This window comes from Salegentibacter lacus, assembly GCF_020164555.1.
Lineage (GTDB): Bacteria > Bacteroidota > Bacteroidia > Flavobacteriales > Flavobacteriaceae > Salegentibacter > Salegentibacter lacus.
The window spans coordinates 235,382-248,530 of sequence record NZ_JAIQZB010000001.1; the positions used below are offsets into that span (position 1 = coordinate 235,382).

Sequence of the window (13,149 nt, forward strand, 5' to 3'; positions counted from 1 at the left end):
TAAAATGAAAAAATATATATTAACTTTTATTGCTCTGACAACACTTTGGTCTTGCCAAACAGATGAGCAATATGAAGATCTCAACAGAGATCCAAAAAATCCGACAGATGTAGCTGCAGACTTCTTGTTTACCAGTGCTACGGTAGATTTAAGTAGCCATATGGCCAGTCCCAACGTGAACATAAACATTTTTAGGTTTATAGCACAATACTGGACAGCTACTACCTACTTAGATGAACCTAACTATAATTTGACCAACCGAGGTATTCCTCAAAATCACTGGAATAGATTGTATAGATGGGTTATTTACAATCTAGATGATGCTAAAGAAAAAGTTCAGGACGATGAAACGCTTAGTGAAGGTGATAGAACTGCGAGAATTGCACAGATTGAAGTTTTACAAGTTTACGCCTGGCAAGTACTTGTTGATACTTTTGGCGATATTCCTTATTCTGAAGCCTTAAGCGGCTCAGAAAATATTACACCTGCTTACGACGATGCAGCAACTATTTACGAAAATTTGATTTCCAGAATAGGTACTGCAAGTTCAAACCTAAGTGCAGGACAGGGCTTTTCTGGTGCGGATGTACTATACGATGGAGATATGTCTAAATGGGAGAAATTTGCAAATTCGCTTCAATTAAGATTAGCAATGCAAATTTCAGATGCTGAGGGTTTTCAAACACTCTCAAAAGATGCTGCTGAACAAGCTTATGCTAATGGAGTATTTGAAAGCAATGCAGATAATGCAACTTTAGAGTTTCAATCGGCACCTCCAAACACTAACCCTCTTTGGGAAGATTTGGTACAGAGTGGACGTTCAGATTATGTTTCAGCCAACACAGTTGTAGATGTATTAAACGAATTAGAAGATCCTAGAAGATCAGCTTATTTGGATACAAATTTAAGCAGCGGTGAATACGTTGGTGGTGTTTATGGAGGAAGTAATTCTTTCCAGAATTATACACACGTAGGAGACGCTTTTAGAGAGCCAACCCATCCAGGTATCCTTATGGACTACGCAGAAGTTAGATTCCTTCTTGCAGATGCTGCAAGCGATGATAATAATTATTCTGTAGGCGGTACTGCTGAAGAACATTACGAAGCTGCAATTACTGCTTCAATGGAATACTGGAATGTTTCTGAAGAAGAAATTGAAGATTACCTTTCAGATGGTGATGTTGCATACAATGGCTCTGAAGAGCAATTAGCAACTCAGTTCTGGTTAGCTATGTACGACAACCCATTTCAAGGATGGAATGTTTGGAGAAGATTTGATGCTCCAGAATTCAACCTGCCAGAAGATTCTGGGAATGAGGTACCGTTACGTTACACCTACCCAATTAACGAGCAAAACTTAAACAATGCTAACTGGAGCTCAGCTTCAGATGCTATTGGCGGGGATGATCAACTAACTCCTATATTCTGGGACGAAGAGTAATTGGTAATTTGAACAATAACTTTAAAAAATATAAAATGAAAAACATTTTTAAATATATAAGCTTCTGTTTAATTGCAGTAGTTGGCTTATCATCTTGTGAACCAGATGATAACGGATATAGAGATGACAACCGGGAGGTAGGCGGCTATGCTCACCTACAAACCCGAAGCCTTACAGTTTTTGACTTTGATCAAGACTTAAGCATCGGATTATTTACAGCTGAAGGTGTTACTATAGAATCAGTAGAAATTGTTCATGACGGTAGCGTTATAAGTACTGCTGATATTTCTGGTGATATAGCAACTTTTAATGCTTCAGATCTTGGAGATTTTGAAGCAGGAGATTCATTTCCGGTAAGAGTTAAAACTATGCTATCTAATGGTCAAGTTTCTGATGATCCAGCAACAATTAATATAGGCAAAGCTGTAGCTCTTGGAGACGATAATCCAGAAGAAGCTCCAATCAATATGTTAGATGACGTTGAGTTAGAGTATAGTGTTAGCACTACTTCTGCTCCAATAGACGAAGTAAGTCTTTGGATCAAAAACGGAGAAGATGGTGAGTATACTGAAATTGTTACAGATCTTAACACTGAAAGCGGAAGCGTTAGTATGGGTGATATTGATTATAGTGGTCTTAACCTGGAAGTTGGTGATGTTATTTTCTACCAATTTACTGCTACACGCGGTGATTTAACCGAAGGTGCAGAAGGTGAAATCCTAGTTCTTGAAGAAGACGACAATTAAATCTCTTCCTTTTAATATTGAAAAAGCCACCCAATATGGGTGGTTTTTTTATGCATAAAGTTTATTAAATTTAACCACAAACCATACCTTTGCCGTATGGAAGAAACTACGCGTATTTTTGGAATTAGAGCTGTTATAGAAGCAATTCAGGGAGGAAAAAGTATAGATAAGGTTTACATACAAAAAGGCCTCTCAGGACCTTTATTTATGGAGTTAAATCATCTTATTCAAAAAGGCAATTATAATATTTCCTTTGTTCCTGAAGAAAAGCTTCATAAACTTTCCAAAGGAAATCACCAGGGCGTGGTAGCTACTATCTCCCCAATTAAATTTGGAAATCTTGAAGAAACCATCGAGAAGATTCTCGTAGAAAAGACCACTCCCCTTTTCCTATTGCTGGACCAGATTACCGATGTGCGTAATTTTGGAGCAATTATAAGAACCGCAGAATGCACCGGTGTTGACGCCATAATTATTCCAGAAAAAGGAGGCGCACCATTAAATGCCGATACCGTTAAAACATCGGCCGGCGGAGTTTTCAATCTTCCCATTGTAAAAGTAAATCATATAAAGGATGCTGTTTTCTATTTACAATCTTCAGGCGTACAACTTGTAGCCGCTACCGAAAAAACAGATGATACCGTTTATGATGTTGATTTTAATAAGCCTTCAGCGATAGTTATGGGTAACGAAGCAAAAGGAGTTTCAAATTCAATTTTAAAAAGTGTAGATAAGAAAGCTAAACTTCCAATGTTTGGAAAAATTGAATCTTTAAATGTTTCAGTAGCCTGTGGAGTATTTTTATATGAAGCGATAAGACAAAGACAAAGCTCTTAAAAGCGAGAGAATGAATTGAAGATTTATTCTTTCTTTTCCTCTGATTTTTTATAAAAATAGCGATAAGAGATTCCTGAGTTTTCTTCGGTCTCTTCTTCCTCTACTTCAAAACGTCTTTCGATGAAATTCCCCTTTTCATCAAAATGCTGCATAAATAAATCTTCCTCTTCCTTATATTCCGGTTTTTCCCATTCATATTTGGGAGATTTAATACTATTTTTCCGGTAAATAATAGATAAAACGAATCCGGAAATTAAACCAGAAAGGTGTCCTTCCCAGGAAATTTCAGGGTTAATGGGAGTAACATACCACAGCATTCCACCATATAGAAAAACTACAATTAATGAAAGTGCTACCAGTCTATAATATTTGGAGAAAATTCCTTTGAAAAATAAGAAAGCGGCAAGCATATAAATAATGCCACTTGCTCCAATATGGTTAGCAGGTCGTCCAATACTCCATGTTAGAATTCCGGTAAGTAATAAACCAATAATAAGTACCGGCCAGCTAATCTTTCTGTAGAAATAAAAAAGAGACATAGAAAGCACGAAAAGCGGAATCGTATTATTAAATAAATGCTTTATATCTCCGTGAATAAATGGCGAAAATAAAATGCCCCGCAAACCTTTAACTTCTCCCGGGCGCACACCAAAATTGTTAAAACTAATCCCAAAGCGAATTTCAAACCAAAAAACGATCCAAATAAGCAGCACAAAGAGGATGGGATATCCCAAAACGCCTGTGGTAAAAACAAATGGACTGGACTGTTTCAAAAGAATTAGTTTCTTTTAATATTACAAAAAAGAATCCATTTGTTAATAGATGACAAAGTGTTATTCAAATTACTAATTTTGTCAGATGAGCAAACCATTAGCAGAACGATTAAGACCACAAACTTTAGACGATTATTTAAGTCAACAACACCTTATTGGTCCAAAAGGAGCATTACGGCAACAGCTCAAACAGGGTATTATTCCTTCGATAATCTTCTGGGGACCTCCGGGAGTGGGTAAAACTACTTTGGCAAATATTATCGCCTCAACTTCAGATAGGCCTTTCTTTACGCTAAGCGCTATTAGCAGCGGCGTGAAAGATGTTCGCGACGTGATAGAAAAAGCAAAGAAAAGCGATGGTTTGTTTACTACTAAAAATCCTATCCTGTTTATAGATGAGATTCATCGGTTCAGCAAATCGCAGCAGGATTCACTTTTAGGTGCAGTAGAAAAAGGCTGGGTTACTCTTATTGGTGCAACTACCGAAAACCCCAGTTTTGAAGTTATTTCTGCTTTACTTTCCCGTTGCCAGGTTTATATTTTAAAACCCTTCAGCAAAGAAGACTTAGTTGCGCTTTTGGAAAGGGCGATGCGGGAAGATAAAATTATTGCTTCAAAAAATATAAAACTAAAGGAAACCGAAGCCTTACTTAGATTAAGTGGTGGCGATGCCAGAAAATTGCTTAATATTTTTGAACTTTTAGTTACTTCTTCTGAAGGTGACCTGGAAATCACCAACGAACTCGTTTTTAACAGGGTTCAACAAAACACGGTACTTTACGACAAAGCCGGCGAACAGCATTACGATATTATTTCGGCATTTATAAAATCTATTCGCGGCAGTGATCCCAACGCTGCAGTTTACTGGCTTGCAAGAATGATAGAAGGCGGGGAAGATGTCAAATTTATCGCTCGTAGGTTATTAATTTTAGCTAGTGAAGATATAGGAAATGCCAATCCAACTGCCCTGGTTATCGCAAATAGCACTTTCCAGGCGGTGACTACTATTGGTTTTCCCGAAGCCAGAATTGTCTTGAGTCAATGCGTGACTTACCTGGCCACTTCACCTAAAAGCAATGCAGCTTATATGGCGATTAACCAGGCGCAAAGTGCAGTTAAAAAGACAGGAAATCTCTCGGTACCTCTATCGATTAGAAATGCTCCTACCAAATTAATGAAAGATATTGGCTACGGAAAAGATTATAAATATGCCCATAACCACGAAAACAATTTTGTTGAAGCCGAATTTTTACCCGACGAATTAAAAAGCACTAAGTTTTATGATCCCGGGAATAATCCCAGGGAAAATGCGCAGCGGGAATTTCTAAAAAAACGCTGGAAAACCAAGTATAATTATTGATTGGCCGAAGCTTTATAAACCTGCTTTACTGAGTTATTTTCCTGGTTTAGATATTCTACCACCAAATTGCCACCTTCATCAAAAAAGGCAACGCCCTGGCGGGTTAGCGATTTGTATATAAAACTATCATCATTTCCCGATTTCACCAGTACGGCAAATGGTTCTTCAGAATTTTCCTGAAAAAATGAATATCCTGAATTGGACTTTTCGAGGAAATAAGCAGAACCATCTTTTTCAAAATTTAATTCTTTTACTGAAGCGTTATCTATCATTGGGTTTTCAACTACCACTTCAGCCGGAGCCGTAACAGGAGTTTTAACGTCATCGGAAGCTTCAGGAGCCCGGGTTTCCGGTTCGGCCTGCGCTATTTCAGCATTTTCTGTAACTGCCGGCTGCCCATCACTTGAAGGTGCAGGAGCTGAAACCTCACCAGGGTTAAATTCGTAATTCAATTCTTCAATATCACTAAAGGCATCCCGCAAAGCTTCGTGATGTGCTGCTTTAAACTCTTTTATCCTACTTCTCCCCTCTTTGGTTTCAAAAACAATATTACCGCGACAGTCTTCCAACTGAACCACCAATTTAGTAACAAACAAACCAGAATTATCTTTCACTTTAGCGGCAAGACCTAAACAATAATTCTCCAGAAGATCTGCAGGCTTTTCTTCATTTCTCATTAAGGCTTCAAAACCATACTTCTCAAAGAGGAATTTGGTAAGCGCATTTAATTGATATTGATTTTTTTCTTTAGAAAGTTCAAACTCTTCAGGAACGATCACATATTTATATTGATCGAGATCTTGAGCAAGCATTGATACCGTTCCTATAAAGAAGGTGAGTATAAAAATTATATTTTTCATTTATATATTTTTAATCATTAAAAATCAGCTGCATTCCTAGTTGAAGGGAAGCACTATGAGCTTTTGCCAAATTAGGGAAAGCCAGCAAATTATTGGCTGCCAGATGCACATTAAATTTATTAAAAGTTCTTGTATACATCAAGCCAATATTCGTTAAAGAATAATCGTCTAAGGAATAAGACACTTTAAAACGCTGATTATCATTTATTTTTCTATCCCAATATGTAGTGAATGAATAAACGAAACCTTTCGGTCTTTTTACACCGCTAAGTTGCATTCCCAGCAAATTCATATACCTTACTTTTTTTACGCTTAGATAATGACAAGGTAAAAATGCCGGCCCAAAACCGTATTCCATAGCAAAGTTTGCCTTTATTGGTCGCCAGGTTGTGTACGATTCGTTGGTAGTTTCATCTCTAAGATTTCTATCTACTTCATCTTCAAAGTCGTCCCAATAGGGTATGGCTTCGTCATTTTCATCTAAATCTGGAAATAGCGGTTCAATTCCACTGGTTTCATAAGCGCCGAAGTACCTGTAATTCTCAACCTCTTTATGTTGAAAAACAGCCCCAAGATCCTGTACCGAACCTGAAAGAATAAATTGTTCGTCAAGGATATAAGAAAGGCCCAGGTCTAACCCAAAACCAACATTTCCACCAAAGAAAGACCGGCTTAACAATTCGGCCGTAGCCTGGTCTACGGTCATCCCTTCCTCCTCTTTTAAAGGGGCAAAACCTGAAGTATTAATTAAAACATTCATATTTACAACTTCGTGATTGTAGACATTCCTGCCATCTGGAGTAGAATAGGTAGTAAACCTACCGGTATTGCCTGTGCTTTCGGCATTAAAAATTCCCGAATACAATTTAGCCCTGGCTCCCACCGTAAGTCGGTTATCGAATTTATGGTTAATTCCCAGGTGATAAACCGTCATAATTTCACCGGTAAAAGAGACATCACTAAAATCGAAAGGTTGATTCAAGTAATCGCTATTACCTTCGTTGGCCAGTATCGCAGGTCCTTTTGGGAAATAGGCAAAGAGATCCATTTCCTGGTAGATTCCGGTAGAGAGGTAATTTTCTCTATCTATTTTCCACCCTATAGAGAATATTTCCAGCTGCTGATTTACCGAAAAATAATCCCTGGAATCCATGCTACGCATAGTTTCCTGAACTCGAGTATTAATATTTGTACCATCATCGGCAAAAATATCATAAAGATCGGCTCCCGTGGAACCAGCAGAAAGATGAATTTGAGAAAAAAGAGGTATTCCAATATGGCCGGTAAAATTAATTTGAGCTCCGGGATTACTCATTAAAGTTTGCGGAAGATCGTCTACATTAAACAGCAGCGGTTTATTTTGGGCTACAACCGTACCGGAAATAATTAAGAAAAAGCCTATAAGTCTCCACATCATTAAAATTCAAACGAAAAGAGGCCTTTTGAAGCGAAATCCAATTCACCCTCAAATTTCCCAGATCCCGGCTGCACCTCTAATTCAACAACCATTTTTATAGTTCTGCGCACTAAATGTATACGATCTTCTTCAATAAATTCAAATTGCTCTGTAGTTACGGGATTACCATCAACACCGGGTTTTATAGTATAGTTCACCGCAAATTGTTCCCTGTTGTCATCAGACAAAAATCTTATTTTACTTTCAATCTCCCGGGGAAAGGTATTAATATGCCTAAAATAAAATTCTACTGAAAAAAGATCTTCCTGAATATAAGAATCGTCCAGAAATTCTAAACGAACTGTATCGCTTATATGGGTTTTACTATTTCCGGTAGAAGGATCTATAAAATGAGACTGATCTATATCGTAAATAAGAAGATCTATTTGTATATCTGGACTTAAACTAATATCCTCTCTTTGTTCCAGATCTACATCTTTCACGCAACTGCACAATGCGCAACCTATAAGTATAAAGCCTATAATTTTGGTAATAAAGTTTGAAACAAATTTCATTAGGCAATGCATTAGGTAGCACTAACGAAATTAACAAAAGATTATTACTACAAATAGGTCTTTAGTTCATTTAACGTTTTAATATGTGTTACACCGATATTTTCTTTATTTCGATAGTAGTCAAAGAAGATGGGTTTTATACCGCAGTTTGCCGCACCGGTACAATCGGCTTCAAAATTATCGCCAATCATAATACTGTTTTCGGGCGTAGCCGAGGATTTTTTAAGTGCGGTTTCAAAAATTAGTTTATTAGGTTTTTTCACCCCTGCCTCTTCAGAAGTAGTAATTGTAGTAAAATACTTACTTATCCCGGAATTGTTAAGTTTTTTATGCTGTACTTCTTCAAAACCGTTTGTTATAATATGTAATTCATAACTTTTATGAAGGTAATCCAAAACCTCTTTACTGCCGTCCAAAAGATGATTATGATCGGGCAGGTATTCTATATAATCTATAGCAATATTATCTATTAAATCATTATCGGCTTCAAATTTTAAAAGATCAAAACTATCTTTTAATCGCCCATAACGTAGCGCTTCTTTTGTAACTTCATCCTTTCTATAACGCTCCCAGTATTTAAAATTTACAGGCATATAAATCTCAAGAAAAGCGTTTATTTCGAGAGGAATATTCCTGAATTTAAAAACACGCTCAAAAGCCAGGGCAGAATTTCTATCAAAATCCCATAAAGTGTGATCTAAATCGAAGAAAATATGGTTAATATTATTTAATTTCATAAATCTGTTTTAAAAGAGCATAATAAGCCTGGTAGTTAGAATATTCAGAAAAATCCTGATTTTTAAAAATAGCCTTAAAGCTACCTCCTACTTTTTTCACTTCACTTAGCATTTTATCAACATCGCTGGTTAATTGCCCAAATTCTGTATGTTCAACGATGTTTGAGTTAAATACGTAAGGATGAATTTTTAAAGCAAGCGTAGATTCGGTATTGATATCGTAAAATAAAAAAGGACTACAGGTCCCTGCCCTAAAACCGGCAGTTTCAGGATATCCCATAGAATAATCCTGTGGAATTTCCAGCTCTGACAAGAAGTTATAAAATTCAGGGATATTCAAATTATATTTTACATTAATTACACTTTCAAGAGGTGTATGCACCGTATTTTCCATGCGAAGTTTTTCTTTTCGCAAGGTTTTAAAATTTGCATAAGCAAAATATCCCGGTATTAAACCCACCTTAGCATAATCTCCCACATATTTAATAATGGAACGATAGGGATTGCGGTTATAGTTAATATTGCGATCGTAAATAGAAAAATCGCTCAACTGAAACATAAAAAGCAACGATACTTTATATTCTTTAATAAAAGCAATAAGATCTTCAAAGATATTTATCGGATCTTTTTTTAACCGCATCACCACCTGAATACGATCAAAAACTTTATTGAACTGGAGTTTTATTATATCTAAGTGCATCCCGGCCAAACTGCGCAAAAACCCTTTATTCTGAAAATTAAAAACGTGCTCTACGGCAATAACAGCTTTGGTATGGAATTCCCGGTTTGCAAGGGAGATCTCGGGAAATCTTTCAAGAAGGATTTCCTTAAACTTATAGGCCCAGATATCTACCACCGGGGTTTTTAAAAAATCTTCCTGAAAGCCCACACTTTCTGAGGCCGGAAAACGACCTAAATCGTCTTTTACATGTGGTAAATATTCTTCGTACCTGCTTAACAAAAAGAAAGAAGCAGCAAAAATATCAAAAGGCAAAGCGCTATTTTCTGAAACAGGAAAAAAGCAATAGTTATCGCCCCAGGGTTGCACTTTAATATCTACTTCACTTAAACCCTGCTCGAGCAAAAGATCTACTTTTTGTACAAATAATTCATTTCCCAGGGCTTGCTTACCGTAAGAAAGTTTCATTCCCTCGTGAGCGATGAATTCTTCTATTTTGGTGGTAAATTTTATTGAAATTCCCAGAACATTTGTGCAAATATGTTTAAAAATATAAACTATTCGCGGGGTAATTTTCTGGGTATAAATTAGTAGCATTTAATCTTTTTAAAGGACGCCTTCGTCTGCAAAGCTAAAGTATGATTTTTCGGTTACAATAAGATGGTCTAGCACCTTTATATCTAAACTTTGGGCCGCTGTTTTAAGCTTTTGGGTAAGTTGTTTATCGGCTTCACTTGGCTTTAAAGTTCCTGAAGGATGGTTGTGTGCCAAAATTATAGATGTCGCGCCAACTTCAAGGGCTTTTCGTAAAGTGATTCGCACATCTACAAGCGTCCCGGTAATTCCGCCTTTGCTGAGTTGTAATTGCTCGATAACTTTATTCGAATTATTGAGGTAAATAATCCAGAATTCTTCGTGATAGAGCTCACCAATTATAGGTTGCATCAACTCAAAAACCGAAGCGCTAGAAGTAATTTTCTTCTTCTCTAAGGCTTCCTCCGTTCTTCGGCGGCGACCAAGCTCCATTGCAGCCACAATACTAACTGCCTTTGCCGGGCCTATTCCCTTAAATTCACAAAGTTTTTTTACTGAAAGTTTTCCCAGATCGCTAAGTTGATTTCCGGTGGATGCTAAAATGCGTTTACTTAATTGCACTGCAGATTCGTTGCGACTGCCAGAACCGATTAGGATAGCTATAAGTTCAGCATCGCTTAGGCTAACTTTCCCTTTTTGAAGGAGTTTTTCCCTGGGCCGATCGTCTTCTGCCCAGGATTTAATGCCAAAACCAATTTGATTTTCCTGCCCCATAGTTTTATAAAGATAAAAAATGATTCTTTATCTTTTCAAAAACTATTTAAAATGAAGCCTTTAACTTAAAATAAAACCTTCACTTCTTCAAGGTCTAAATTCCCAAACGTGCCGCTAGTCATTAAAAGCAAAACAGAATTATTAAGATCTTTTGATTTTAGAATAGCTTGTAAAGCGGAAGTTTCAGAAACTACTTCCAGATCAATTTTATTAAAAGCCGTTTTTATTTCTTCAGCAGAAATAGCTTGCATTTGTTTTTGTGCAATAGCTTCGGGAGAATAGAAAACAATAGCTTCATCAGCTTTTACTAAGGTATCTTTATACTGCTCGATAAACTCTGAATTCAGGCTACTAAAAGTGTGTAATTCTAAACAAGCTACTAATTTTTTATCGGGGTATTGCTCCTTTACAGCTTGGGTGCTGGCTTTTACTTTAGAAGGGCTATGTGCAAAATCTTTAAAAATTATTCCGTTATCTCCTTTAAAAATCATTTCTAACCTTCTACTGGCACCTTCAAATTCCATCATCGCTTCATAGAAATCGTCTTCATCAATTCCCATATGCTGGCAAATCCATTTTGCGCCGGCGAGGTTATTCATATTATGCTTTCCGAAGATTTCTAAAGGCATATCCCCTTCTGAAGTTTCCAGAATAGTTTCTCCGTCTTCTACGTGATATTCGGGGGTAAAATAAGGATGCTTTCTTATTTGATTTTCGGTATTTTCAGCTAGATCTTTTAAGGTTTCATCTTCTTCATTATAAACCAGTATCCCACCTTTTACTATTGAACTTATAAAAACCTGAAACTGCTCCACGTAGTTTTCAAAAGTGGGAAACACATTTATATGATCCCAGGCAATCCCGCTAAGCAAAGCAATATTAGGCTGATAGAGATGAAATTTAGGTCGAAGATCTATAGCCGAAGCGGGGTACTCATCCCCTTCAATCAGCATAAAATCATTTTCATCGGTTAATTTAATAGTATTTTCAATCCTTCTAACCGGAGCACCAAGCATATAGTCAATTTCTTTGCCGTGGTAATGCATTACATGCAATATCATAGCCGTAATCGTAGTCTTTCCATGAGAACCTCCAATTACCACGCGGGTTTTCTCTTTAGAAAGTTCAAAAAGAAATTCAGGATAAGAATAAATTTTTAAGCCCAATTCTTCGGCTTTCTTCAACTCAGGATTATCTTTTTTGGCGTGCATTCCCAATACAACTGCATCCAGATCTTGTGTTACCCTTTCCGGAAACCAACCGAATTTCACGGGTAGTAAACCTACTTTCTCCAAAGCCGATTTGGAAGGTTCGTAGATAGCATCGTCGCTTCCGGTGATCTTATTTCCTTTCTTGTGCAACGCAACGGCAAGACTATGCATCGCGCTCCCGCCAATTGCTATAAAATGAAGTTTCATTAGATTCTATTTCGCGCCAGTTATTCTGGCAATTTCAAACTTTATTAACTTGCTGCAAATATAGTTAAGACTTTAGGAAAAGCCTTTAGCCTACATCTCTAATATTTGCTGTTTGAGTTTTTCGGCCTCAGGAAAATTGAATTTATTAGCCAAAGCTTTATTTATATGCGATAAAGCTTTATCCTGGTTATTTTGTCGAGCCTGAACTTGAGCAATATGATAATGTGCCCAGGCGGGAGATTTTAAATCTTTATAATTATAATTTTCAGCATATTCCTGGAGAAAATAAATAGAGGCATCTGGCATTATTTTTAGAGCAGCAGCCCTCTCACCTAGTTCGTAATTTTGATAATTGCGTTCTACAAGTTTTTTATTATTTAGGGCTTGCTGCAGGGCATTCTTAATTGCATCTTCCATCAACTTATCGTTGCCTTCATATTTATGAATATAGGCTTCGGCTAAATGGGCATCCACCTTATTAATATTATGAAGTTCAGCCTTAAATTTCTCAGCTACATCTTTACCACCTCCAAGAATAGCGGGTAATTGCATATAAAGCTCCACCAAAACGCGACGAGCTTCCGCGTGGTTTTTATCCAATTCAGCAGCTTTATTTAGATAAGTTTTAATATCGCCTATCATTAACGCTGCTTTAAATTTAGAAATTTCCAGGGCTTTCATCCCCATAGCGCCACCAAGCTTAAAATTGTATTTTGGAGAATCAGGTTTGGTTTCCAGCAATTTTTCGTAATAGTTTATCGCATCATCCCACCTTTTTTCAAAACCGGCAATATCACCTAGATATTCTATGGCCTTTATATTATCCTGATGCTCTACAAAAACCTTCTTTGCTTTTTTTATTTGGTTTTCTTTAAGATATTTTTCCCCGGTTTCTATAGAAGATTGCGCACAAACCGGCGTCATAATGGAGAAGAAGATTATACTGAATATTAAGAATTTGTTAGTCATCCTATTAATTTTTTCATAAATTTATCGCGAATATCGACCTAAAGCTGCAA

The 13,149-nt window shown here is 36.9% G+C and carries 13 protein-coding genes; 4 read left to right on the forward strand and 9 right to left on the reverse strand.

All coding sequences use genetic code 11. The features are described from left to right. Nucleotides 1-4: 4 nt before the first annotated feature. The 3 genes from LB465_RS01170 to rlmB all read left to right on the forward strand — a co-directional run bounded on the left by LB465_RS01170 (nt 5) and on the right by rlmB (nt 3,024). On the forward strand, nt 5-1,441 hold the full coding sequence (locus tag LB465_RS01170) for a SusD/RagB family nutrient-binding outer membrane lipoprotein (protein ID WP_224466066.1): 1,437 nt from the start codon (nt 5-7) through the stop codon (nt 1,439-1,441). A gap of 35 nt (nt 1,442-1,476) precedes the next feature. Beyond that, nucleotides 1,477-2,187, forward strand: a complete 711-nt coding sequence (locus tag LB465_RS01175; RefSeq protein WP_224466068.1) for a hypothetical protein — start codon at nt 1,477-1,479, stop codon at nt 2,185-2,187. A 96-nt stretch (nt 2,188-2,283) separates the two neighbouring features. Further along, nucleotides 2,284-3,024, forward strand: coding sequence for a 23S rRNA (guanosine(2251)-2'-O)-methyltransferase RlmB (gene rlmB / locus LB465_RS01180; RefSeq protein ID WP_224466069.1), 741 nt, complete (start codon nt 2,284-2,286; stop codon nt 3,022-3,024). Nucleotides 3,025-3,047: 23 nt separating this feature from the next. On the opposite strand, the gene LB465_RS01185 is transcribed toward rlmB, so the two are convergent. Continuing rightward, a complete protein-coding gene (locus tag LB465_RS01185) occupies nt 3,048-3,797 on the reverse strand; it encodes a rhomboid family intramembrane serine protease (protein WP_224466071.1) in 750 nt (249 codons plus the stop codon). A gap of 85 nt (nt 3,798-3,882) precedes the next feature. On the opposite strand from LB465_RS01185, the gene LB465_RS01190 reads away from it, so the two are divergent. Further along, a complete protein-coding gene (locus LB465_RS01190; RefSeq protein WP_224466073.1) occupies nt 3,883-5,157 on the forward strand; it encodes a replication-associated recombination protein A in 1,275 nt (424 codons plus the stop codon). On the opposite strand, the gene LB465_RS01195 is transcribed toward LB465_RS01190, so the two are convergent. From LB465_RS01195 to LB465_RS01230, 8 genes are all read right to left on the reverse strand, one after another. Beyond that, a complete protein-coding gene (locus tag LB465_RS01195; protein ID WP_224466074.1) occupies nt 5,151-6,017 on the reverse strand; it encodes a hypothetical protein in 867 nt (288 codons plus the stop codon). The genes LB465_RS01190 and LB465_RS01195 overlap by 7 nt on opposite strands. A 10-nt stretch (nt 6,018-6,027) precedes the next feature. Then, the gene (locus LB465_RS01200) at nt 6,028-7,434 is read right to left on the reverse strand and encodes a DUF5723 family protein (RefSeq protein WP_224466076.1); all 1,407 of its coding nucleotides are present in this window, start codon (nt 7,432-7,434) and stop codon (nt 6,028-6,030) included. Then, on the reverse strand, nt 7,434-7,988 hold the full coding sequence (locus LB465_RS01205; RefSeq protein ID WP_224466078.1) for a hypothetical protein: 555 nt from the start codon (nt 7,986-7,988) through the stop codon (nt 7,434-7,436). Before LB465_RS01205 ends, LB465_RS01200 begins: the two co-directional genes overlap by 1 nt. 47 nt (nt 7,989-8,035) lie before the next feature. Then, on the reverse strand, nt 8,036-8,725 hold the full coding sequence (locus LB465_RS01210) for a YjjG family noncanonical pyrimidine nucleotidase (protein WP_224466079.1): 690 nt from the start codon (nt 8,723-8,725) through the stop codon (nt 8,036-8,038). After that, complete coding sequence (locus LB465_RS01215) at nt 8,712-10,001, reverse strand: polysaccharide deacetylase family protein (RefSeq protein WP_224466081.1); 1,290 nt, start codon at nt 9,999-10,001, stop codon at nt 8,712-8,714. The genes LB465_RS01210 and LB465_RS01215 overlap by 14 nt, the downstream gene beginning before the upstream one ends. Nucleotides 10,002-10,010: 9 nt before the next feature. Further along, complete coding sequence (gene radC / locus LB465_RS01220; RefSeq protein ID WP_224466082.1) at nt 10,011-10,712, reverse strand: RadC family protein; 702 nt, start codon at nt 10,710-10,712, stop codon at nt 10,011-10,013. A gap of 65 nt (nt 10,713-10,777) precedes the next feature. After that, a complete protein-coding gene (locus LB465_RS01225) occupies nt 10,778-12,130 on the reverse strand; it encodes a UDP-N-acetylmuramate--L-alanine ligase (protein ID WP_224466083.1) in 1,353 nt (450 codons plus the stop codon). 90 nt (nt 12,131-12,220) lie between these two features. After that, complete coding sequence (locus LB465_RS01230) at nt 12,221-13,099, reverse strand: tetratricopeptide repeat protein (RefSeq protein WP_224466084.1); 879 nt, start codon at nt 13,097-13,099, stop codon at nt 12,221-12,223. Nucleotides 13,100-13,149 lie beyond the last annotated feature (50 nt).